This is a genomic window from Exiguobacterium sp. s46 (assembly GCF_018618875.1).
In the GTDB taxonomy this organism is placed as follows: domain Bacteria; phylum Bacillota; class Bacilli; order Exiguobacteriales; family Exiguobacteriaceae; genus Exiguobacterium_A; species Exiguobacterium_A abrahamii.
The window spans coordinates 1,319,373-1,343,047 of sequence record NZ_JACSMY010000001.1; the positions used below are offsets into that span (position 1 = coordinate 1,319,373).

General features: G+C 49.0%; 26 protein-coding genes. 1 reads left to right on the forward strand and 25 read right to left on the reverse strand.

The features are described 5' to 3' along the window. Positions 1-32: 32 nt before the first annotated feature. From dprA to smc, 16 genes are all read right to left on the reverse strand, one after another. Entirely contained in the window at positions 33-860 is an 828-nt protein-coding gene (gene dprA, locus KNQ08_RS07025; protein WP_214805163.1) for a DNA-processing protein DprA, read from the reverse strand. Positions 861-943: 83 nt separating this feature from the next. After that, entirely contained in the window at positions 944-1,861 is a 918-nt protein-coding gene (sucD, locus tag KNQ08_RS07030; RefSeq protein WP_023468731.1) for a succinate--CoA ligase subunit alpha, read from the reverse strand. 13 nt (positions 1,862-1,874) lie between these two features. Next, positions 1,875-3,035, reverse strand: coding sequence for an ADP-forming succinate--CoA ligase subunit beta (gene sucC, locus KNQ08_RS07035; protein ID WP_023468732.1), 1,161 nt, complete (start codon positions 3,033-3,035; stop codon positions 1,875-1,877). 87 nt (positions 3,036-3,122) lie between these two features. Continuing rightward, positions 3,123-3,383, reverse strand: a complete 261-nt coding sequence (locus KNQ08_RS07040) for an EscU/YscU/HrcU family type III secretion system export apparatus switch protein (RefSeq protein ID WP_214723618.1) — start codon at positions 3,381-3,383, stop codon at positions 3,123-3,125. Further along, complete coding sequence (locus tag KNQ08_RS07045; protein WP_214805165.1) at positions 3,380-4,246, reverse strand: flagellar hook-length control protein FliK; 867 nt, start codon at positions 4,244-4,246, stop codon at positions 3,380-3,382. The genes KNQ08_RS07040 and KNQ08_RS07045 overlap by 4 nt, the downstream gene beginning before the upstream one ends. A 12-nt stretch (positions 4,247-4,258) precedes the next feature. Beyond that, the gene (locus tag KNQ08_RS07050; RefSeq protein ID WP_214805166.1) at positions 4,259-5,011 is read right to left on the reverse strand and encodes a ribonuclease HII; all 753 of its coding nucleotides are present in this window, start codon (positions 5,009-5,011) and stop codon (positions 4,259-4,261) included. Between the two features lie 51 nt (positions 5,012-5,062). After that, the gene (gene ylqF, locus KNQ08_RS07055) at positions 5,063-5,926 is read right to left on the reverse strand and encodes a ribosome biogenesis GTPase YlqF (protein ID WP_214723623.1); all 864 of its coding nucleotides are present in this window, start codon (positions 5,924-5,926) and stop codon (positions 5,063-5,065) included. Positions 5,927-6,073: 147 nt separating this feature from the next. Then, positions 6,074-6,613, reverse strand: a complete 540-nt coding sequence (lepB, locus tag KNQ08_RS07060; RefSeq protein ID WP_034786034.1) for a signal peptidase I — start codon at positions 6,611-6,613, stop codon at positions 6,074-6,076. A gap of 104 nt (positions 6,614-6,717) precedes the next feature. Then, entirely contained in the window at positions 6,718-7,071 is a 354-nt protein-coding gene (gene rplS, locus KNQ08_RS07065) for a 50S ribosomal protein L19 (RefSeq protein WP_023468738.1), read from the reverse strand. Between the two features lie 112 nt (positions 7,072-7,183). Beyond that, positions 7,184-7,912: a tRNA (guanosine(37)-N1)-methyltransferase TrmD gene (trmD, locus tag KNQ08_RS07070; protein WP_023468739.1), complete on the reverse strand. Its 729-nt coding sequence runs from the start codon at positions 7,910-7,912 to the stop codon at positions 7,184-7,186. After that, complete coding sequence (rimM, locus tag KNQ08_RS07075; RefSeq protein ID WP_023468740.1) at positions 7,909-8,418, reverse strand: ribosome maturation factor RimM; 510 nt, start codon at positions 8,416-8,418, stop codon at positions 7,909-7,911. Before rimM ends, trmD begins: the two co-directional genes overlap by 4 nt. A 62-nt stretch (positions 8,419-8,480) precedes the next feature. Next, positions 8,481-8,756 (reverse strand): 30S ribosomal protein S16, encoded by a 276-nt coding sequence (gene rpsP / locus KNQ08_RS07080; protein WP_023468741.1) that lies wholly within the window; start codon positions 8,754-8,756, stop codon positions 8,481-8,483. A 93-nt stretch (positions 8,757-8,849) separates the two neighbouring features. Beyond that, positions 8,850-10,199, reverse strand: a complete 1,350-nt coding sequence (gene ffh, locus KNQ08_RS07085; RefSeq protein ID WP_023468742.1) for a signal recognition particle protein — start codon at positions 10,197-10,199, stop codon at positions 8,850-8,852. 12 nt (positions 10,200-10,211) lie between these two features. Continuing rightward, positions 10,212-10,532, reverse strand: a complete 321-nt coding sequence (locus KNQ08_RS07090) for a putative DNA-binding protein (RefSeq protein WP_023468743.1) — start codon at positions 10,530-10,532, stop codon at positions 10,212-10,214. 99 nt (positions 10,533-10,631) lie between these two features. Then, positions 10,632-11,636: a signal recognition particle-docking protein FtsY gene (ftsY, locus tag KNQ08_RS07095; protein WP_023468744.1), complete on the reverse strand. Its 1,005-nt coding sequence runs from the start codon at positions 11,634-11,636 to the stop codon at positions 10,632-10,634. After that, positions 11,633-15,196 carry a chromosome segregation protein SMC gene (gene smc / locus KNQ08_RS07100; RefSeq protein WP_214805167.1) on the reverse strand — a complete coding sequence of 1,188 codons (3,564 nt, stop codon included), beginning with the start codon at positions 15,194-15,196 and terminating at the stop codon, positions 11,633-11,635. Before smc ends, ftsY begins: the two co-directional genes overlap by 4 nt. A 126-nt stretch (positions 15,197-15,322) precedes the next feature. Here smc and KNQ08_RS07105 point away from each other — a divergent pair, with 126 nt between their 5' ends. Further along, positions 15,323-15,523 (forward strand): DUF1128 family protein, encoded by a 201-nt coding sequence (locus KNQ08_RS07105; protein ID WP_023468746.1) that lies wholly within the window; start codon positions 15,323-15,325, stop codon positions 15,521-15,523. A 70-nt stretch (positions 15,524-15,593) separates the two neighbouring features. On the opposite strand, the gene rnc is transcribed toward KNQ08_RS07105, so the two are convergent. From rnc to sdaAB, 9 genes are all read right to left on the reverse strand, one after another. Beyond that, positions 15,594-16,364, reverse strand: coding sequence for a ribonuclease III (gene rnc, locus KNQ08_RS07110; RefSeq protein ID WP_023468747.1), 771 nt, complete (start codon positions 16,362-16,364; stop codon positions 15,594-15,596). 56 nt (positions 16,365-16,420) lie between these two features. After that, a complete protein-coding gene (acpP, locus tag KNQ08_RS07115; protein ID WP_029342095.1) occupies positions 16,421-16,660 on the reverse strand; it encodes an acyl carrier protein in 240 nt (79 codons plus the stop codon). A 70-nt stretch (positions 16,661-16,730) separates the two neighbouring features. Further along, a complete protein-coding gene (fabG, locus tag KNQ08_RS07120; protein ID WP_035396763.1) occupies positions 16,731-17,462 on the reverse strand; it encodes a 3-oxoacyl-[acyl-carrier-protein] reductase in 732 nt (243 codons plus the stop codon). Then, a complete protein-coding gene (gene fabD, locus KNQ08_RS07125) occupies positions 17,459-18,379 on the reverse strand; it encodes an ACP S-malonyltransferase (RefSeq protein WP_035396761.1) in 921 nt (306 codons plus the stop codon). Before fabD ends, fabG begins: the two co-directional genes overlap by 4 nt. 16 nt (positions 18,380-18,395) lie before the next feature. Then, entirely contained in the window at positions 18,396-19,391 is a 996-nt protein-coding gene (gene plsX / locus KNQ08_RS07130; protein WP_050677493.1) for a phosphate acyltransferase PlsX, read from the reverse strand. Next, complete coding sequence (gene fapR / locus KNQ08_RS07135) at positions 19,388-19,957, reverse strand: transcription factor FapR (protein ID WP_023468752.1); 570 nt, start codon at positions 19,955-19,957, stop codon at positions 19,388-19,390. Before fapR ends, plsX begins: the two co-directional genes overlap by 4 nt. 85 nt (positions 19,958-20,042) lie before the next feature. After that, positions 20,043-22,073 carry an ATP-dependent DNA helicase RecG gene (gene recG / locus KNQ08_RS07140; RefSeq protein ID WP_214805168.1) on the reverse strand — a complete coding sequence of 677 codons (2,031 nt, stop codon included), beginning with the start codon at positions 22,071-22,073 and terminating at the stop codon, positions 20,043-20,045. Next, positions 22,057-22,953: an L-serine ammonia-lyase, iron-sulfur-dependent, subunit alpha gene (sdaAA, locus tag KNQ08_RS07145; protein ID WP_023468754.1), complete on the reverse strand. Its 897-nt coding sequence runs from the start codon at positions 22,951-22,953 to the stop codon at positions 22,057-22,059. The genes recG and sdaAA overlap by 17 nt, the downstream gene beginning before the upstream one ends. Before the next feature lie 4 nt (positions 22,954-22,957). After that, the gene (gene sdaAB / locus KNQ08_RS07150) at positions 22,958-23,620 is read right to left on the reverse strand and encodes an L-serine ammonia-lyase, iron-sulfur-dependent subunit beta (RefSeq protein ID WP_214805169.1); all 663 of its coding nucleotides are present in this window, start codon (positions 23,618-23,620) and stop codon (positions 22,958-22,960) included. Positions 23,621-23,675 lie beyond the last annotated feature (55 nt).

Consider the following 23,675-nt stretch of genomic DNA (forward strand, 5'->3'; position numbering starts at 1 on the left):
TTAGAGGCGTACTCGTATTTTAATCTCACTTATCATAGTAGTCTCGATTCCCATTTGTCAACGTTCAGCCGAATACTTTTTGAAACTTCTTCCGGATCAAGGAGTGGAATCGCTCCTTCTGCGATCAATTGATTCGTTCCGGTAAAGAACGATTCCGTGGGACAACCCGGCAAACAATAGACATCTTTTCCTTGGTCAAGCGCATGACTGGCAGTATTCATCGTACCGCTTCGTTTCGCCGCTTCGACGATGATCAACGATGAAGATAATCCAGCAATGATCCGGTTCCGTTCTAGAAATTGAAATTTTTGAATAGGAGTTCCAGGTGGATATTCAGAGAGAAGAAGACCGTTCGAGAGGATGCGTTCAAAAAGAGAAGCATGGGAAGTAGGATATAGACGATCAAGTCCTCCTGCAAGAACCGCAATCGTTGTCTGCTGATGTTTTAAGGACAAGCGATGGACGAGGGCATCGATACCATAGGCACCTCCGGAAACGGTGGCGAGATCTGGATGAAAGAAGGGTTGCAAGAAACGCATGCGGGAAAGATGGTGCGGTGAGGGGGTTCGACTACCGATGATACTGACGCGTGGAAGTGTTAGGCGGGACGGATCACCGCGGTAAAAGAGGGCATAGACCGGTTGAGGGATCGTCAGTAACACAGTCGGAAACAGTGGATCTCCTTTGACTAGAATCGACTCTTCGATCCAATCAAGCTGTAATGCTTGTTCATACCGTTTTCGAAGACGCGTCGAAACGGGTAATTCATGACTTGGAACGATTCCAAATTGCTCAATCAATCGGACGATCGTGTAGGGTACCTGACACATGGCGAAGCGGATATACAGTTCACGTTTCATGAGATCAGCGCTCCTTATTTAAGCTTCTTATTTATATAGAAGAAAGCCGTCCTGATTTGATCAGGACAGCTCCTTTTTTTGATTTATTTGACTGTGCTGTTCGTCACGCACTCGTCATAGATCCCTGCTTCTTTGATGACACGGATTAACGTCTCACCAATGACAGCTGGTGTTTCTGCCACTTCGATTCCGTTTGCACGGAGTGTCTTGATTTTTTCAGCAGCTGTTCCTTTACCGCCAGAGATGATCGCACCTGCGTGACCCATCCGTTTGCCGGCAGGAGCTGTTTGACCACCGATGAAACCAATGACTGGTTTCGTCATGTTCGCTTTGACCCACTCAGCCGCTTCTTCTTCAGCTGTTCCACCGATTTCCCCTAACATGATAACGGCTTTTGTTTCTGGATCTTCGTTGAATGCTTTGAGCGTATCGATGAAGTCCGTTCCGTTGACCGGGTCGCCCCCGATACCAACAGCTGTCGATTGACCGATACCAGCAGTCGTCAATTGATGGACAGCTTCATATGTCAAAGTCCCAGAACGTGAGACGATACCGACATGACCTGGTGTATGGATATATCCTGGCATGATACCAAGTTTCGCGACACCTGGAGTGATGACGCCCGGGCAGTTCGGTCCGATGAGACGAACTGGTTTGCCTTCGAGGTAACGTTTTACTTTGACCATATCAAGAACTGGAATACCTTCCGTGATACAGATGATCAGCGCGATGTTCGCATCTGCTGCTTCCATGATTGCATCCGCTGCGAATGCTGGTGGTACGTAGATGATCGATGCGTTCGCACCCGTTTTTTCGACCGCTTGTGCGACCGTATCAAAGACAGGAACACCACCGAGTACTTCCGTACCGCCTTTTCCTGGTGTGACACCGCCTACGAGGTTTGTGCCGTAGTCGATCATCTGTTCACCGTGGAACATCCCTTGGTTACCAGTAATCCCTTGAATAATGACTTTCGTCGATTCGTTCACCCAAATACTCATCTTTAGCTCCCCCTTACTTCACGAGCGCAGCGATTTTTTCTGCGCCGTCTGCCATTGATGTAGCTGCTGTAATCGCTAGACCTGAATCTTTGAGAATTTGTTTCCCTGCATCAACGTTCGTCCCTTCAAGACGAACGACGAGTGGCAATTCGAGACCGACTTCTTTTGTCGCCGCAACGATACCTTCTGCGATGACGTCACATTTCATGATTCCACCGAAGATGTTGACGAAAATCCCTTTGACGTTCTCATCCGACAAGATCAGTTTAAAGGCTTCTGTTACTTTTTCCTTCGTCGCACCACCACCGACATCGAGGAAGTTCGCAGGATCACCACTGAAGTGTTTGATGATATCCATCGTTGCCATGGCAAGACCAGCACCATTGACGAGGCAACCGATGTTTCCATCGAGCGCGATATAGTTCAAATCACTCTTTGATGCTTCGACTTCGCGTGGATCTTCTTCTGTTTCATCACGTAACGCCACGATGTCCGCATGACGATACAATGCATTTGAGTCGAAGTTCAACTTCGCATCCAGTGCGAGGACTTCGCCATCCTTCGTCGTAACAAGTGGGTTGATTTCTGCGATCGAACAATCCTTGTCGACGAAGAAGTTATAGAGTTTCGTGACCATACCGACGAACTTGTTGACGAGCTTCACAGGAACACCCATTGCGAACGCAAGTTTACGCGCTTGGAATCCTTGAAGACCAACTGCAGGATCGACGACTTCTTTGATGATTTTTTCTGGTGTCGCTTCCGCCACCTCTTCGATGTCCATACCACCTTCACTTGATCCCATGATGACGACACGTCCTGTCACACGATCAAGTACGATTCCAAGATAGTATTCTTTGTCAATCGCACACCCTTCTTCGACGAGAAGACGTTGAACGACTTTTCCTTCTGGACCTGTTTGGTGCGTGACGAGCGTTTTGCCGAGTAACTCCGTCGCATATTCCTTCACTTCTTCTTGCGATTTCGCAAGCTTGACGCCACCTGCTTTACCGCGTCCCCCCGCGTGAATTTGAGCTTTGACGACTTTGATCGGGCCTGACAATTGTTCTGATGCATCGACCGCCTCTTCGACGGTGAAGGCTGCGATTCCGTTTGGTACGGGTACACCGTACGAACGAAGTAATTCTTTTGCCTGATACTCATGTACATTCATGAAAAAATCCCCCTTAACCCCTTTAGTTTCGGCTCTTTCATTGTAGTTAAAATTGGAAGCGCTGTCTATCGTTATCGACCGAAAGCTTTATTTTTTCAGAAGTTCATCTTGATCGAGACGATATAAAAAGGCGAATAACTCAGCGATGACACCGTATAATTCTTCCGGAATCTGTTCTGATACTTGAACAGCATCTAGTAACGTCATCAATGTTTCGTCCTGCCGGATCGGAATATCATGTTTTAATGCCTCTTCTAAAATCCGTTCTGCGATGTGTTCCGATCCCTTAGCAACGACTTTTGGGGCATGCATCTGTTCTTCGTATGATAGAGCTATTGCTTTTTTCATATATGAAGATCCACCCTTCCGTTACGCGTTGAGATATCATGCGGTACGCGCTCTTTCGTCTGTTCGACCCAATCGAATCGCGTCAATGCATAGCCTTGTTCCTCAAGACGAGTCTGAATTTGCGGTGTGTAGGCTTGCATGAACGTATTGACGTGCGCATTTGGATGAAAGACGGAAATCGAAACATTCCGGTCTGCGATCAAGACGTCGACAGCGACCTCACCGAGCGTCGGTAATTGAAGATATAGGACGACGCGGGCATGATTTGGATCAAACGTCCGTTCGAACGGTGCTTCCATCATGAGATCAACATCTTCGAATGGTCCAAATTGAGGTAATTGAAATAAATAGACTCCTTTCCCTGCTTCGTTCGTTGCTTGGACGAGTTGTTGCGCTAAAATCTGATCACTCGTCTTTCGATCAAGCGTTCGACCTGTCTCGTCACCCTTTGCCAGTTGAACGAGTTCGGTAAGGGCGTGTTTTAACTGCTTCGCTTCTCCTTCCGTCACCGGTTGACCAATTTGCCTTAGGAGTTCCCGTGTTTCCGCAGTCGGTACCGTCTGGCGTTGTAAAAAGGAGTCGAGTAACTGGGGGAGAGCCGACTTTTGCGGAACAGACTCGGTCGAGATGATTTTTAAAACCGGTTGTCCCTCTGCTGAAACGACTTGAAAGCGATACATGTTCCCTTCTTTTAATTCAGCCGTCGTCCCTGCCGTCAAGACGCGTTGACCGACTTGGAGTTCCATTAATCCGTCCGGCAACAGCTTCAATACTTTACCGACGATGTTTGCTCCTTCCCGTAACGATAGGTTCGCATGATCGATGATTTTAAATGGAAGTAAGGCACGATGTTCGATTTGCATGCTCGATTCCTCCTAAAGACGTTCTTTGACAGGACGGAATGTTTTCCGGTGAATCGGTGTGACGCCCAGTGTATCGAGCGCTTGTAAATGTATCGGTGTTCCGTAACCTGCGTGTGTTTCAAATCCATATCCCGGATACTCGATTGCGTATTGTTCCATCATCGCATCTCGTGTCTCTTTCGCAACGACACTTGCAGCAGCAATGGAGACACTTCGCGCATCTCCTTTGATAAGAGAGAGTTGTGGTGTATCGTCGTCGAGTGTCATCGCATCGACAAGTAAGGCATCCGGTCGTAATTGGTGTACTGCGTCTTGCATCGCCCGTTTCGACGCCTGATAGATATTGATTTCGTCGATTTCAGCCGGTTCGATGATGCCGATCGCAATCTCAGCAACTTCTTGCAGATGCTTAAGTGCCGCTTGCCGCTGTACTTTACTCATCTGTTTTGAATCCGTTAGTCCTGGATGATAGAATCCGTCTGGTAAGATGACCGCTACTGCGACGACCGGACCAGCTAGTGGACCTCGCCCGACTTCGTCCACTCCTGCAATTCGAACGTATCCTTGCTGACGATACTCGTCTTCAAATGCGAGTCGTTCCTTGAAATCGATCCGTTGCTGCTCTTCGTGCGCAAATCGTCGTTCTGTCTGACGAAACAGTGTATGCACCCCTTTTCGCGTATCTGACGCCAGTTCCTGCTTTAACTGAATAAATTCTTCTAATGTTGCTTTTTGCAATCGTTCTTTTAATTCTGCTATCTTCATACATCCTGCTCCTTTGAAAAAAACTTGGACATCAAAAGATGTCCAAGTCCGTTATGCATGCGTTTCCCACTCTTCAACCGTTTCAAGCGTCACTCGACCTAGCTTTTCCGTTCGTAGTTCATGCAGGAGCATTTCGCTCGTCCGCTCGAAATCGACATAGCCACCTGAGACGAAACCACGTTTTTTACCGATTGCTTCGAGTACATCAACCGCTTCTCCCGATACTTCGTCGAGACGATAGCGCTCACGCAATTGCTCCGGATACCTTGTCTTTAGCTCACGAAGGGCAAATAGCGCGATATCGTCGATGTTTAAGATATCATCCTTGATCGCTCCTGTCGCTGCTAACCGATACCCGACGACTTGATCGTCGAACTTCGGCCAGAGGATACCTGGTGTATCGAGTAATTCCATCTCACCTGTCTTCATTTTGATCCATTGCTGGCGTTTCGTCACACCCGGACGGTCACCGGTGATTGCGATGTTCCGACCAGCGAGACGATTGATGAGCGTCGATTTCCCAACGTTTGGAATACCGATGATCAAGGCACGGATTGCACTCGGATTCCGACCTTTTTCTCGCATCCGTGCATGCTTTTCTTTCATTAAACGTAACGCACCTTCATGGATTTGATTCAATCCTTTGTTATGCTTCGCGTCAACCGCGACGACATCGACACCATCTGCTCGTAATGCGTTCATCCATTGTTCTGTCAATCGTTTATCCGCCATGTCTGCCTTATTGAGGACGATCAGTCGCGGCTTACCTGCCGTAATCTGTTCGACCATCGGGTTACGGCTCGACATCGGAAGACGTGCATCGACGAGTTCGATCACCACATCGATCAACTTTAATTTTTCTGTGACTTCCCGACGTGCTTTGGCCATGTGACCGGGGAACCATTGAATCGTCATATCCTTCACCTCGTTCATATATTCCTGGACTTCTTGCTGATCATACGATACATGAAAAAACATCCACTCCCTAGTATACGCAACTTAAGACAAGAAAAGAAGATGAGCTGCTTACTTTTAACGGCAAGCGTCTCATCTTCTTTCGTTTTAATCGACAGAGCGTACATCATTGAATGGATAGAAGACGAAGTTCGTCGTTCCGACGATTTGTTCTTCATCCACGAAACCGATATCACGACTATCTTTTGAATTTTGACGATTGTCTCCCATGACGAATACTTTCCCTTTTGGAACAGTCGTCTCTCCTGTTCGCTCTTCAAGCGTGAAGTCTTCCGTCAATGGCACACCACTCATCTGGGCTTTGTATTCTTTCAGATACGGTTCGGCGACCTTCTTATCGTTGACATACAACGTATCGTCTTTGTAATACATCGTATCTCCCGGAACAGCGATGACCCGTTTGATGTAGTCTCGCGTTTCCGTTGCATGGAAGACGACGATATCGCCTCTTTCTGGTTCATTAAAATAGTACGGGACCTTATTGACGATCATTCGATCCGCATTGTGTAAGGTTGGCATCATCGATTCCCCATCAACGATGACGGGTACGAACAGAAACGTTCGAATGATGAACGCGATGACGAGCGCTACGACGAGCGCCTTTACCCAACTGAATAACTCCTTCACGAATTCCACTCCCTTGATTAACGCAATTTCTTCCTAAGGACTAGTATACGCATAAACTGCAAAAAAAAGAAGCTTGTCCGGAGACAAGCCACTTTTTCACATGATTAACGACGAATTTCTTTAATACGCGCCGCTTTACCACGAAGGTTACGGAGGTAGTAAAGTTTCGCACGACGGACTTTACCGTAACGAACGACTTCGATTTGTGCAACACGTGGTGAGTGGAGCGGGAAAGCACGCTCAACGCCAACTCCGTAAGAAATTTTACGGACTGTGAATGTTTCACTGATGCCGCCACCGTGACGTTTGATGACTACGCCTTCGAAGAGCTGAATACGCTCACGCGTACCCTCGACGACTTTAACGTGTACACGGACTGTATCCCCAGGACGGAACGCAGGGACGTCTGACTTGATTTGTTCTTGTGTAAGTTCACGGAACAATTGTTGTGTGTTCATGAATGATTTCTCCTTTTTTCACCAATGTTCTTATCTTCATATGCTTCAAGCATCCGACAGCGGAACATCGTTAATGGGTGGCTTTTGCCACATGTTTTAACTTATCATAGATTCAGTCGTTTGACAATCCTGAAATCGAGTCTAAATAACGTTGATCTTCATCCGTTAACGATGCATCCACTAGAAGATCAGGGCGCCGCTCATATGTCCGCTTCAGCGACTGTTCCCGTCGCCATTTTTCAATCCGGGCATGGTTGCCTGATAACAAGACATCGGGTACTCGGTACCCTTTATATTCTGCCGGGCGTGTATAGTGCGGGTATTCGAGAAGTCCCGTCGAGAAGGAATCATCTTCGTGACTCGCAGACGCACCGAGGACGTCCGGTAAGAGGCGAACGACGGCGTCGATCATCGTCATCGCAGCGAGTTCTCCTCCCGTCAAGACGAAGTCTCCGAGCGAGACCTCATCCGTCACCAACTGATCATGGATTCGCTGATCAAACCCTTCATAGTGACCACATAAGAAGACGAGTTCTTCTTCGTTTGCCCACTCTTCCGCCATTCGTTGCGAAAACCGTTTACCGGTCGGTGTCATGACGATGATTCGTCGTTTTCGTTCCGGTAGACTTGCCATCGCATCGAAGACGGGTTGAGGTGTCAACAGCATGCCGGCTCCTCCGCCATACGGATAATCATCGACCTTACCATGTCGATTCGTTGAAAAGTCTCGAAAATTGATGGTTTCGAGTATGACGTGTTGATCGTCTTGCGCTCGCTTGACGATCGAATGATCAAGCGCTGAAAACATCTCTGGAAACAGCGTCAATACACGGATGTTCATTCCTCGATCAGTCCCGGAAGCGGCGTGATCTGAATACGTTTCTGTTCGACGTCGACGGAAGCGACGACTTGCTCGATATACGGGATCAGGACATCTTTTTTTCCGTCACGTTTGATCGTCCAGACGTCATTTGCGCCCGTTTCGAGAATGTCGGATACGACTCCGATTTTCGTCTCACCGTCATAAACCGTACAACCGATGATCTCATGATAGTAAAATTCATGCTCGTCTAAGTCCTGTAAGTCTTCTGCGTGGACATAGAGTTTCAATCCTTTGTACTTCTCGACGTCATTGATATGATGCATGCCTTTGAACGTCACCATGATGAATTGTTTATGCTTTCGGTAGCCACTGATCGTTACCGGTGTATACGTGCCTTCAGAGCCGAGAAAGACTTCTTTTCCGACCTTAAAGCGTTCTTCCGGGAAATCCGTGCTTGCGAGTAACTTCAATTCCCCTTTTAGACCGTGCGTGTTGGCGATTTTCGCAATTTCCAACCATTCCATTCGTTTCACTTCCTTTCTTGAATTAAAAAAAGGAGGTAAGCTTTCGCTCACCTCCTAACGTCTTACTTCGCGAGTTTCGCGTTGTGGAATTTCTCCATGATACCAGCTTGTGAGAAGAGGTTACGAACTGTGTCCGAAGGTTTAGCACCTTCAGAGAGCCATTTAAGAGCTAGCTCTTCGTTGATTTTAACTTCTGCTTCTGGTTTAGCAACTGGATTGTAGTATCCGATTTGCTCGATGAAACGACCATCACGTGGTGCACGTGAGTCTGCTACTACCACACGGTAGAAAGGTGATTTTTTTGCGCCCATGCGCTTAAGACGAATTTTAACTGCCATTCGTAAGTCCCTCCAAATAATAAATGATTTTTTCGTTTAGTCAAATTGACAACTTCATTAGTATACAACGTTACAGCAAAAGAGAAAAGACTTTTAAAAGAATGGAAGGCCAAAGCCTTTCTTTTTCCCTTTGCCCATCTGTCCGGAAAATTGTTTCATCATTTTCCGCATGTCTTCGAACTGTTTAATGAGGCGGTTGACTTCTTGGATACTGCGTCCGCTACCGCGGGCAATCCGCTTCCGACGGCTCGCATTCAAGATTTCAGGTTCAGTCCGCTCTCGTTTTGTCATCGATTGGATGATCGCTTCGACATACACGAGTTGCTTCTCATCGATTTGGGCGTTTTTCAACCCCTTCATCTTCCCTTTACCTGCCCCAGGGATCATTCCCAACAATTCGTCGAGTGGACCCATCTGTTTCACTTGCTGCAACTGCTCGATGAAATCATCGAATGTAAACGATGCATCGCGCATTTTGCTTTCTAACTCTTTGGCACGCGTAGCGTCCATTTGTGACTCTGCTTTTTCAATCAGTGTCAGCATGTCTCCCATGCCTAGAATCCGAGACGCCATCCGCTCGGGATAGAATGGTTCGATGGCATCGAGCTTCTCTCCAAGACCGACGAACTTAATCGGTGCTCCGGTGACTGCCTTGATGGAGAGTGCTGCACCACCTCGCGTATCTCCGTCGAGCTTCGTCAGAACGACTCCCGTTACGCCAAGCTTCTCGTTGAAGCTCTCTGCGACGTTGACGGCATCCTGACCCGTCATCGAATCGACGACAAGGAAGATTTCATGCGGTTTGGCGATCTCCTTGACATCAACGAGTTCCTGCATCAGTTCCTCATCGACGTGTAAGCGACCTGCCGTATCGATCAACACGATATCGTGATGATGCTCTTTTGCATAATCGAGTGCACCGGTAACGATTTCTTGTGGACTAACCTGATCTCCCATCGAGAAGACCGGTAACTCCAATTGTTTACCAAGTGTCTCTAATTGTTTGATTGCTGCCGGACGATAAATATCCGCCGCAACAAGCAAAGGACTACGATTATGTTTTTTACGTAAATGATTGGCAAGTTTACCCGTTGTCGTTGTTTTACCTGCCCCTTGCAGACCCGTCATCATGATGACGGTCGGAGGACGGTTCGCAAGCGTCAACGGTGACACTTCTGCACCCATCAGATTCGTCAATTCGTCATGGACGATTTTGACGACTTGTTGCCCTGGCGTCAATGACGTCATGACATCCTGACCGACGGCGCGTTCCTTTACATCATTTACGAATTGTTTGACGACCTTGAAGTTGACGTCGGCTTCGAGTAGCGCTAAGCGAACTTCGCGCATCATCTCTTTGACGTCTGCTTCAGAAATCTTACCTTTACCTCGCATTTTAGCGAGACTGGCTTGAAGCCGTTCCGATAATCCTTCGAATGCCATTAAGAATGCCTCCTACTCTAATTGCTCCAATGTCTCAATGATCACTAGGGCTTCACCCGGAAGGTCGCATTGCTTCAGCTGATCGAGTAACTGCTTTCGCCGTTCGTGTTTCTTGAACAGCGATAGTCGTTCTTCATACTGCTCGAGCATGGCTTCCGTGCGTTTTATGTTGTCGTAGACTGCTTGTCGGCTGACTTCAAACTCATCGGCGATCTCACCTAAGGAAAAGTCATCTAAGTAATAGAGTGACATGTAATTCCGTTGTTTTGGCGTCAAAAGCTCCTGATAAAAGTCAATCAGATAATTCATCCGGTTCGTTTTATCAAGTGTCATTCGAGCACCTCCGCAATGTTAAGTGAAATTCCTTTACAGATAGTATAGTACAGCCCTCACAGTGTGTTGTCAAGTTTTTTTCTTTACATGAAACGTCGCTTATTCCGCGCTTTCTTCCGTGTCGACGTTTTCTTTTTCTTCAAAGACATCGCCGAACAGTCCATATACGAATTGTTCTGCGTCAAATGGTTGTAAATCATCGATTTTTTCACCGAGACCCACGAACTTCACCGGTAGATTCAGCTCGTTCTTGATCGCAAGAACAATCCCACCTTTTGCTGTGCCGTCAAGTTTCGTTAAAACGATTCCGCTAACGTTCGTCGCTTGTTTGAAGGCTTTTGCCTGCACCATCGCGTTTTGTCCTGTTGTTGCGTCAAGTGCTAGTAACACTTCATGGGGTGCGCCTGGAATCTCACGTTCAATGACGCGTTTGACCTTTTCGAGCTCGTTCATCAAATTGACCTTGTTTTGTAGGCGTCCCGCCGTATCACAAATCAGGACGTCGACCTTACGTGCTTTCGCTGCTTGGACGGCGTCATAAACGACAGCAGCCGGATCGGAGCCTTCGCCTTGACGAATGACCGGTACACCGGAGCGTTCGCCCCAGACTTGCAGTTGATCGATCGCACCAGCCCGGAACGTATCTCCCGCTGCTAACATGACGCTCTTACCTTCTTGTTTTAATCGGTTCGCAAGTTTCCCGATCGTTGTCGTCTTACCGACCCCGTTGACACCAACGAAGAGGATGACATTCAGCTCATGATCAAGATCAAGGGCTGTCTCTTCTTCTTCGACTAACATGTTCGCGACGACTTCAACGAGGACATCCCGGACTTGTTTTGGATCCTTGACGTTACGTCGTTTGACTTCTGTCTTTAATTCTTCGACCAAATCCATCGTTGTCGTCACACCGACGTCTGCTTGGATCAACACTTCTTCTAACTCTTCGAAAAAGTCTTCATCGACTTCACGGAAGCGGTAGACGAGATCATTGACGGCACTCGCTAATCCGTCGCGTGTCTTCGTCAAGCCTTCCGTAAATTTAGTCGTGACTTCTTGTGTCGAAGTCGTCAAGCGGTCTTTCAGTTTTTTAAAGAAACTCATCGTTTAATCTCCTTTGGTTCTTCACTTAATGTACGTCGTGCCTCTTCTAGTTTAACGGATAACACTTCAGATATCCCGTTTTGCTGCATCGTGACGCCGTAAAGGACATCTGCCGCCTCCATCGTTCCTTTCCGATGGGTGATGATGACGAACTGTGTCTCGCGTGCTAGCTGATGGACGAACTCGCCGAATCGCGCGACGTTCGCTTCGTCAAGCGCCGCCTCGACCTCATCGAGGACACAGAACGGGACAGGACGTGTCTTTAGAATCGCAAATAATAAGGCGATTGCTGTCAAAGCACGCTCTCCACCGGACAAGAGCGACAAATTCTGCAGCTTCTTACCAGGCGGTTTGGCAACGATATCAATTCCACTCGTCAACAGATCACTCGGGTCAACGAGGACTAGATCGGCTTCACCGCCCCCGAATAACTCGCGGAATGTTTCCCGGAAGTGTTCTCGGACAGCATCATACGTTTGACGGAACAATCGAATGACTTCTCGGTCCATCTCTTCGATGACGCCATAGAGATCGGTTTTAGCAGCGACGAGATCATCCCGTTGCGCGGATAGGAACGTAAACCGTTCATCGACCTCTGCGAATTCCTCAATCGCACCGATGTTGACGATGCCGATTTCTTCGAGTTGGCGTTTGAGCAGATGAATTTCCTCTTTTGCCTCTTCATACGATAAATCAAGTGGTGCAATCAGTTCGAGCAGTAATCCCATCTCTTCCAGCATTTCTTGTCTTGTCTCAAGACGCGTGCTCGTTTTCCCTTGCGAGAGTCGTAGCTGCTCGAGTGCCTGTTTCGTCGTTTGTTGATCGTCCTTCGTCTTCGCTTCGCGGATCCGGATCAAGCGCAGGGATTCTGCTTGTACTTGAATCCGTTGCCCGATCGCGACGAGTTCGGTCTCGACCTGTTGTTGTTCCTGTTCCTGTTCGCGCTGTTCCGCGTGCAAGGCATCGATTTTCGCTTCGTCGAATCCTTCGAGGACATGACGCAAGTCACGGCGTTTATGACCACGTTCAAGCTTCGCGTGACTGACCTGTTCCGTCAGGCGTTCGATCTCTTGCGTAAGCTGCGCTTGTTTCATTTGAATCGTCCGCTCTTCGAGAACTGCTTCTGCTTGTTCCTTCTTCAGTTCGTCCATCGTGACGGCACCACGGGCTTGCGCATCCTTGAGACGATCTAAGGCTTGTCTGAGCTCCGTTTGACGCTCCGTCCATTTTGCGATATCGACTTCCGACGTCTCGATGATCCGACGTGCTTCCTGTTCTTGTTCGAGTACACGTGCCATCTGTCGATCTTCAACTGATAATTCAGACGTCATGACAGCAAGATGACGGTTCGCATCTGCTAACGTATCGCGCGATTGTTCGAGTTGTCCTTGTAATGCTTGAATCGTTTCTGTCCGCGTCCGAGCAGTAGCATCAAGAGTCTGGATCGCCGCTCTCAGATCTTCCAAGCGGCGCATCTGCTCTCGAATGACCGCTTGCCCGCGCGTCAGTCCCTCTTTTAACTCATCAAGCTCGCGCGATTGACTGAACAATGGTGTGCCTTTTTTCCGACTTCCGCCAGTCATCGTACCGCCGACGTTGACGACATCTCCTTCGAGCGTGACGAGACGATAGCGATGTCCTGTCGAACGGGCGATTTGGTTCGCCTGTTCGAGTGACTCGACGACGAGTGTCGTACCGAGCAAGTTCATCTTTAATTTCGTCAACGTCTCGTCTGTCGTCACGAGATCACTTGCGATCCCGACGAACCCAGACATTCCACCGACTTGTTCTCGTACTGAACGATTGACTTCGCGTGCTTGGAGTGAGGCGAGCGGCATGAACGTCGCTCGACCGGCATTTAACCGCCGAAGCTCCTGGATCAGACGACGTCCTGTCGCATCGGTATCAACGACGATGTTTTGCATTGCCCCACCAAGCGCTGTCTCGATTGCCGCTTCAAACCGCGCCGGAACCGAAATCAACTCCGCGACCGCTCCGTAAATACCTGGGTGCTGATCTCGTTGTTTTAAAATCGTCTTCACGGCACCGAAATAACCGCTATAGTCGGCTTTGACGGATTCAAGGAATTCAATCCGGTCTTCCGTCTTATGCCGACGTCGCTCTAAATCCGCAACGGACTGTTCGACTTGTCGTAACGCATGTTGTTGTTCATTTCGTGCTGCAAGTGCCGTCGTCTCTTCTTCCGTTGCTTGGTCCAACTTCGTCCGGATCGAAGCGACATCCGCCTCTAGTCGAGCGACGTCTTCCTCGAGTTGACGACGCGTCGATTGTTTCGTACCGCTGTCCGCCGTAAATGAACGTTGTTGTTCTTCTGCCTGCATGAGATCTTGCTTCGCCCGATTATAGGCATTATTCGTCGCAGCTAATCGACTCGCCACTTCAAAGGCTTCCGAACGTAATACTTCGGCTTCCTTATCGAAATCACGATCGGTTTGTGTCAGCGCTTGATCGGCTCGTTCCCGTTCAGCTGTGATCCGCTTTGCTTCCTGATCGACTTCTGCTTGGCGTTCCTGTAAAGCGGTCAGTTCGAGTTCCAGTTCCTTGACGCGTTCTTCGACGACGGCAACCTCTTGTTCGAGTCGCTCTTTCGTCTCGGTCCCGTGTTTTTCACGCTCTTTCGCTAGGTTAAGGGCACCTTGGATCTCAACAAGTCGCGTCGAGACATGTCGAAGTTGCTCCTGCAACGCGTTTTCTTGTTGTCGTTCTTCTTCGAGCGTCGATTCTTGATTTTCTCGGGACAAGACGGTCTCTTCGTAAGTCGTCTTTTGAGACGCAAGGCGTTCTTCACATTGTGCGATGTCACGCGCTAGTGTTTCGAGCTCCGTCTGATACGTCGTGATTTCATGCGCCAAGATACCACGCTCGAGGACATCATGCCGTTCTCGAGCGACGAGATACTCTTTCGCGAGCGCCGCTTGTTCACGTAACGGCTCGATTCGTCCGCCAAGTTCATATAAAATATCATCGACACGCGATAGATTCGCTTCCGTATCACTTAATTTCCGCTCGGCTTGCTTCTTGCGATGACGATACTTCAAGACGCCTGCTGCTTCCTCGATGACAGCACGGCGTTCTTCCGGTTTACCGGAGATGACTTGTTCAACTCGCCCTTGTCCGATGATTGCAAAAGCATCACGCGACAAGCCTGTGTCCATGAACAGATCAAGGACATCCTTCAGGCGACATGGTTTTTTATTTAAAAAATAATCGCTGTCTCCGTTGCGGCTGACACGCCGCGTGACACTGATTTCCTGATACGGCAACGCAACCGTTCCTGACTCGTTGTCTAAGACGAGCGTCACCTCGGCAAATTGTTTCCGGTGTTCAGACAGACTGCCGGCAAAAATGACGTCTTCCATCTTCGCCCCGCGCAGTGACTTCGCAGATTGTTCTCCGAGCACCCAACGGACAGCGTCCGATATATTTGATTTCCCACTTCCGTTCGGTCCGACGACTGCCGTGACACCCGGAAGGAATTCTAATTCAGTTCGACTGGCAAATGATTTGAAGCCATTGATTTCAATTCGTTTTAAGTACATCTTGATCACCCGTATGTTTAAATTTCTTTTGAATTTCTTTCAGTTTACCATAGCCGAAACGCTAGCAACATGATAGGTTTTAAGGTAGTATCACGCGAAACAAGAAGAAGAGGAGCGAATAACACGATGACGATTGAACAAATGATTGAAGCGATCTTAGATAAATTGAATATCATCAACAAAGGGGTCATTAAAGCAGAACAGTTCGATGGCTCAAAAAATGAGGACTTAAAAGAGATTTATGAGTTCGTCATGATGCGAGACTCGCTATCACTTGCAGAGGTCGACGCGATCGTCGACGAACTGAAATCCCTTAAGACTGTTTAATCGAGTAAGCACCACACGATAAAGGCCGATCATCTCTCACGCATTCGAGAGATGGTCGGCCTTTTGTTGCTTAAAACTGTTTCTTTAATTCAAGTAAGGCTTGTTTTGCCGCCTGTTGTTCTGCCTCTTTTTTCGAACGGCCAGTCCCGATCCCTTCAAGCTCATCCGCGACTTGGACACGCGAGATAAATTCCCGACTATGCGCCGGACCGCGCTCCTCGATGATTTCATACTCGATGACACCTAAACCGACACGCTGAATCGCTTCCTGTAATTGACTCTTGAAATCTGTCTGTTCTTCAAAAAAGCCTGTCGCCACTTTCGGAAAAACCGCTTCGGCGAGGAATCGTTCGGCTGCTTCGATGCCTTGGTCAAGATACAAGGCGCCAATGAAGGATTCGAAGACATCCGCAAGTAAGGCTGGACGATTCCGACCACCGGTCAGTTCTTCCCCCTTACCTAACAGAATCATATCGGAAAACTGATAGTGATTCGCAAATTGGACGAGTGACGGTTCACAGACGATTGCCGCTCGCAATTTCGTTAATTCCCCCTCGGAACGTTCCGGGTAGTGTTCGAATAGATAGCGTGACACCGTCAACTCTAAGACCGCGTCCCCTAAAAATTCTAGGCGTTCGTTATCCCCTTCAGACTCGCGTTGTTCATTGACGAACGAAGAGTGCGTGAAGGCTTGTTTTAATAGCTCGACATTAGAAAACGTGATATTCAGGCGCTCTTGTAACGCTTCGAATTTCTGCTCGATTTGAGCGAGCGTCCGAGCATCCTTGCGTCGTTTTACATAGGGTCCTTTTCGGACACGACGTCCTTTTTGATTCGTCATAGTTCCTCCTAAACAGCTAAAGCCCACCGCAAATTGCGGTGGGTCAGCTTCAATGATCAGACTTGTGTTTCGATGTAGTTGACGACATCGCCGACAGTCTTCAAGTTTTCTGCTTGCTCATCTTCGATCGTGATTTCGAACTTGTCTTCTAAGTCCATGACGAGTTCCATGACTTCGAGAGAGTCAGCACCGAGGTCGTCTTTGAACGATTTATCAAGTGTGATTTCACTTTGTTCTTTTCCTAATTTTTCTGCGATTGCTTCTTGTACGTCTACTAAGATTTGTTCTTTTGTCATTTTAAAATCCCTCCATGAGTTGAGTATATAAGATGATTGCCGATTTGGCAAAGTACTACCGTTAGTTGTGTTACATCGTCATGCCGCCATCGACGGCAAGAGTTTGTCCTGTGATGTATCGCGCTTCATCTGAAGCGATGAAACTGACGAGTGAAGCAATATCGTCGGTTTGACCGAAGCGTTTCAACGGAATTTGCCCGAGTGACAGGTTCCGCTGTTCTTCTGTCAATTCGTCCGTCATGTCCGTTTCGATGAATCCTGGACAGATGGCATTGACTGTGACGCCTTTACTAGCGAGTTCACGTGCGACGGATTTCGTCAGCCCAATCAGACCCGCTTTCGCTGCGACATAGTTCGCTTGCCCTGGATTTCCGGAAATACCGACGACTGATGCGATGTTGATGATACGACCGCTTGTTTTTAACAACGGACGTGTCGCGGCTTGTGTGACGAGAAACGCCCCTTTCAGGTTCGTATCGATGACAGCATCGAAATCCGCTTCCTTCATACGCATCAGCAAACCATCACGCGTGATGCCGGCATTATTGACGACACAATCCAGTTGACCGAATGTGTCGATCGTCTGTTTGATCATCTGTTTGACAGCATCTGCTTCAGCGACATTCGCTTGAATCGCGAGTGCCTCTCCGCCTGCTTCCTTGATTTCACGGACGACAGCTTCCGCCTTGTCCGTGCTTCCTGCATAGTTGACGACGACACGGAAACCATCTGTTGCCAATCGCTTCGCGATGGCAGCTCCGATGCCGCGTGACGCGCCAGTGACGAGTGCTACTTTACTCAACGAATTCCCTCCGCTTCCAATTGCTCAAGTGTCGTGATGCTGATGATCTTCGCATCTTTTTTGATTCGTTTCACGAGACCGCTCAACGGAGATGATGGACCGAACTCGATGAATGTATCCGCACCTTCTTCGATCAGACGCTCGACGCATGATTCGAATCGAACCGGTGAGTAGAGCTGCTGAACGAGCAAACGAATCAATTCGTCTGGTTGATCGTGGAACGCACTGTCGACGTTCGAGATGAATTTCGTCTTCGCCGCTTCAAACGGTGACGAAACAAGAATGTCTTCGAATCGTGGTGCGAATGGTGTCATGAGTGACGAATGGAACGCACCTGAGACATCAAGCGGTAAGACACGTTTTGCTCCGAGCTCTTTTAACTTCGCTGTAGCGGATTCGACCGCTGCGATTTGTCCGGAGATGACGAATTGCCCGGGACAGTTGTAGTTGGCGATCTGGACGATCTCTCCCGTTGCCGCAATCGATTCGACCGCGTGATGGGCTGCCTCGACATCATTCATGCCGATGACCGCCGCCATCGTTCCACCCGTGACTTGATTCATGAGTTTTCCGCGTTCTCGGACGAGATAGACGGCTTCAGACGGTGTGATGACAGAAGCTGCGACGAGCGCACTATATTCTCCAACACTGTGTCCGAGTACGAAATCAGGTGTATGTCCTTGTGCTGCGTACTGCTGTGCGAGTAATGCACTGTGTGCGACGATGGCTGGTTGAGCGATGTCCGTCGCTTTCAATTCATCCTTCGTCCCTGTCGTCATCAGCGTCGTCAGATCCAGACCAATTCGCGTTCCGAGGTCAGCGAGTGCTTGGCGTGTCTCGTCTTGCGTGATGAGCGTCTGTCCCATTCCAGGGGTTTGTGACCCTTGTCCCGGAAACATCCAAACTGTTTTCCCCATCTCGTCTCACTCCTTCTTAACGTGCTTCTGTTGCTTTCGCTTGAACGATTTTGGCAACGACTTCTTGTTCGACCATCTTCTCAGCTTGAACGAGCGCTCGGCTGAAGGCGTAGGCATTACTTGAACCATGCGCCTTAATGACCGGAGCCGCTATGCCGAATAGTCCGGCACCGCCATATTCTTCATAAGCGAGCAACTGCTTCATTTTTTTCAACTTCGGTTTTAGTACGAGAGCGGCTAGCTTTGATGTCCAAGAGCTCATGAATTGTTCTTTCATGACACCCATGATCATACTGGCAGCCCCTTCTGTACTCTTAAGTAACGTATTGCCGGCAAAACCTTCCGTGACGATGACATCGACGTCACCGCTCATCGCTTCTCTCGCCTCGACGTTCCCAACGAAATGAATCGGTGCTGTCTCAAGTAGCGGATACGTTTCCTTCGTCAGTGCATTCCCTTTACCGGCTTCTGATCCGATATTCAGGAGTCCGACTTTTGGACGTGTGATGCCGCGAACTTGTTCTGCGTAGACAGACCCCATGATGGCATAATCGAGCAAATGCTCTGCCTTCGCATCCGGGTTGGCGCCAACATCTAAGATGACGACACCTTTCCCATTACGTGTCGGGAAAGTCGGGGCCAGTGCAGGACGGTCAACTCCTTCGATTCGACCGATGACGAACAATCCGGCAGTCATGAGCGCTCCCGTGTTGCCTGCTGAAATCAAGGCATCTGCCTCTCCTGATTTCACCAGGTTTGCAGCCACAACGAGTGAGCTATCTTTCTTGCGGCGAATCGCACGTACCGGTTCATCTTCTCCGGTGATGACGGATGCCGCGTGGACGATCGTCACGCGCGGATCCTCGATTGTGTATGAGCGTAATTTCAACTCATCTCCGACTAGTCGGATATCGATGTTTTCGTTTGGACGTTCTGCCAAATAGGCAACGACCCCTTCTACGATGGCACGGGGTGCGTGGTCGCCCCCCATAGCGTCAACTGCTAAAATCATTTCGATTCCTCCTTGCTACTTCGATACACCGTGAACTCACCGATGAAGACACATTCTTCACCGACATAACTCTCCACCGTGATGTCAGAACGACCATCTTGACGATGGGAACTGACGAATGCCTTCGCAACGACGCGTTCTCCGACGTGAACGGAGCGTGTGAACTGAACGTTCGCACGTGTCGTCAACGCGAGTTCATCGTCGATGAGCGCAATCGCAAGCGAGTTTGCCTGCGCGAACAAAATATGTCCGCGGGCGATCGCATTCCGACTAAACGCATGTTCCGGCAAAATCTCAAGGATCGAGATCGCAGATGTATCGAGTTTCAGGTCAATCATATCACCAATGACTTCATTTTCAGTCAACGTACGCACATCATCCAGCCGTTCGGTCGCGACGTGTTTAATTCGCTCCCGTAATTCCGGAATCTTTAATTCCATCCGGTCGAGACGAATCGTCTGGATACTGACACGGAATCGTGTCGCCAGCGCTTCATCCGTGATGAACGGATTTTGCTCGATCGTCTGTAATAATTCTTGTTGTCTCTCTTTTTTAGGTACCCGCATGTATGTTCCTCCCACAAGAAGGATGACCACTATTATTACCTGGTACTAACAGTAGTATATATCCCTTGTTGTTCACTTTCAAGTATTATTCGATTCTTTCTCCTTCAAGTAGCCCTTGTCGTTCGATATAGTCACGCAAGACATCGTATTCCGGCGCTTGCCAAAAGGCGTCCGATCGCAGTAAGCGGACTGCATCTTGTCGCGCAGTTTCCATGACTTGTATATCAAGCGCCGGATCGGTCAAGACGAAGCGCGGTAATCCACTTTGTTCGGTACCGAAGAAATTTCCGGCTCCGCGCAGTTTTAAATCCTTTTCCGCTAGCTTGAAGCCATCGTTCGTCTCCGTCATTGTCTTGATCCGTTCTTTTCCCGTATCGGAAGAGGGATCGGCGATTAGAATACAGTAAGACTGGGCATCGCCTCGACCGACGCGTCCTCTTAATTGGTGTAATTGCGCAAGACCGAAGCGTTCTGCATCATGAATGACGATGATCGATGCATTCGGAACGTTCACACCGACCTCGACGACCGTCGTCGAAACAAGGATTTGAACGGTATTCTCCTTGAATGCCTGCATGACCTCGTCTTTTTCTGAAGAAGTCAAGCGCCCATGCATCAAACCGACATGATAGGGCTTGAACCGCTCAGTCAATGTCGCATGTAATTCGATCGCATTTTGAACTTCGAGTGATTCGGATTCCTCGATCAATGGCGTGATGACGTAGGCTTGTCGACCTTGCGACAATTCTTTCTCGACGAACCCGAAAACGCGTTCCATCTGTTGCGGTTTCGCCCAGTAGGTCTCGATTTCCTTTCGTCCCGCCGGCATCTCATCGATGATCGAAACATCCATATCTCCAAAGACCGATATCGCAAGCGTACGCGGAATCGGTGTCGCTGTCATATATAATACATCTGCCTGTTCAGCTTTCGCACGCAATCGTTTCCGTTGTTCGACACCGAAGCGATGTTGTTCATCGGTGATGACGAGGTGTAATGCCTTGAACTGGACGGTGTCTTGAATCAGCGCATGTGTTCCGACCAAGACGTCGATCTCTCCTGTTGCGAGGGCTTCGAGCAAGTGTGCACGCGCTTTCCCTTTAACGGAACTCGTCAGTAAACCGACCCGAATCCCAAGTGGTTCAAGCAATGGGGCGAGCGACGCTGCATGCTGTTCCGCTAAAATTTCGGTCGGCACCATCAAGGCGCCTTGTTTTCCGGCACGAACCGTCGCGAACAAGGCGATGGCAGCGATGACGGTCTTCCCGCTTCCGACATCCCCTTGCAGCAACCGATTCATTCGTTCGCCGCGACCGATGTCGTCTAGGATCTCTTTTGTCACACGTTGCTGGGCACCTGTCAGCGGAAACGGCAGGCTCTTGATGAAATTGGCAATATCCGTTTCATGTAAAGGCAAGGCAATCCCTTGACCTTTCCGTCGTCCAAGACGTAACGCCTGTAATTTCAGTTGGAAATAGAGGCACTCCTCGTAGACATAACTGCGACGAGCAGCCGTTAACTCTTGTCGATTCGTTGGGAAATGAAGCGACTTTAACATCGTCATCCGGTCTTGTAACCGGTATGTCTTCCGGATACTATCCGGGATCCGTTCAGCTAATGCCTCAGTCTCCTTGAACGCCAAGTCGACGACGCGTCGGAACGTCTTCATCCGCATGTCACCCCGTAGCGAGTAGATCGGTGTCAATTCGCCTTCGATTGCTCCAAATTGCAATTCCGTCGCAGAGATCGTCATCCGGTGTAAGTCCCACTTGCCACTGACCGTCACTTCTGCCCCAAGTTGCAATTGGTCTTTGTAGAATGCCCGGTTGAACATCGTTACGGTCACACTATACCGTTCTTCGACGAGCAAACGGAACGTCAAACGGTTCTTTCCTTTTCCGTAATAGCGCACAAGTGGTTCAGATTGGACTTGACCCGTGAACTTGACTTTATCCTCATGGATTGCTTCCGTTAGACTTCCCGTCACGAAGTCGTCATAACGAAACGGGACGTGCTCGAGCACGTCCGCAACGGTGAGAATATTCATCTCTTCTAGTTTTTTCGCCAAATCCCGTCCGACACCTTTTAATGTCTTGACGTCACGTGATGGATTCATTCGATAACTCTCCGAAGATTTTTGCTTCGAGCCAGCGACCAGTCGGCGTATTCGCGAGTCCACCTTTTGCTGTCTCGCGAAGCGCAGACGGCATCATCTGACCAATCTCATGCATGGCTGAGATGACTTCATCACACGGAATCCGTGACGTGATTCCAGCGAGTGCCATGTCGGCAGCGACAACAGCATTCGCCCCACCCATCGCATTGCGTTTCACGCATGGCACTTCGACGAGTCCTGCAACAGGATCACAGACGAGTCCAAGCATGTTCTTCAGCGCGATCGCAAAAGCATGCGCTGACTGATCCGGTGTTCCGCCCGCCATCTCAACGATGGCAGCTGCTGCCATCGCTGTTGCCGAACCGACTTCTGCTTGACAGCCACCAGCCGCTCCGGAAATCGATGCATTGTTCGCGACGACGAAACCAAACGCACCGGATGTGAACAAGAAGCGTAACATCTGCTCACGCGTTGGGTTTAACCGATCTTTGACAGCAAATAGTGTACCTGGTACGACGCCGGCACTCCCTGCCGTTGGTGTCGCACAAATTTTTCCCATCGCAGCATTGACTTCATTCGTTCCGATTGCCTTACTAACGGCGTCCAGTAATAAATCACCGGATAATCCTTTACCTGAAGCACGGTACCGTTGAAGCAAGACAGCATCCCCACCGGTCAGTCCTGTCACCGACTGGACACCGTCACCATCAAGTGAACGAGCGACTGCTTCTTCCATCACTTGCAGGTTTCGTTCCATCATCGCATAGACTTCATCTCGCTCTAAATGACGAACCGTCATCTCTTGCTCGATCATGACTTCCGAAATCGGAATATTTCGTTCCGTCGCGATGGCGACGAGTTCTTTTACGGATTTAAACATGTCTTCACTCTCCCATCATGACGGCACGCTCGACTTGAGGTAACCGATCGATTTCTTCCAACACTTCTGCCGTTATCCGGTCATCAATCTCAATTGCCATAAGTGCTTGTTTTCCTTTTTCATGCCGTGACACTTCCATATGCCCGATATTGATTTCGTAATCAGCCAAAATGCTCGTCACGGCTGCAATCGCACCAAAGCGGTCATGGTGTAAGACGACGAGTGCCGGTCCCCCACCGGACAAACGAAGCGGTACATCATTTAATTCCGTGATTTCAATCGTTCCCCCACCAATTGAAATACCAACCAATTCAAACTCTTCTACTCCATTCGTCAAATGGACACGAGCCGTATTCGGATGATCCGTCAACGCCTCACTCGTCTCGAAATGAATCTCAATCCCTTTCGACTTCGCGATATCGATCGATTGTGGAATCCGGTCGTCAAACGTATCGTATCCGAGAACACCGCCGATGATGGCGACATCCGTTCCATGTCCACGATACGTATCCGCGAATGAACCGTAAAACGTGATGTGGATGACAGTAGGCGTTTCCCCGAATAATTTACCCGCCATCAATCCAATCCGTGCAGCCCCTGCTGTATGCGAGCTCGATGGACCAACCATGACTGGTCCGATGATGTCAAAGACGCTACGATATTTCATTTCTTTTCCCCTCTCTATGAAACAAACGAAATCCCACCTCTATTATCGCAGATGG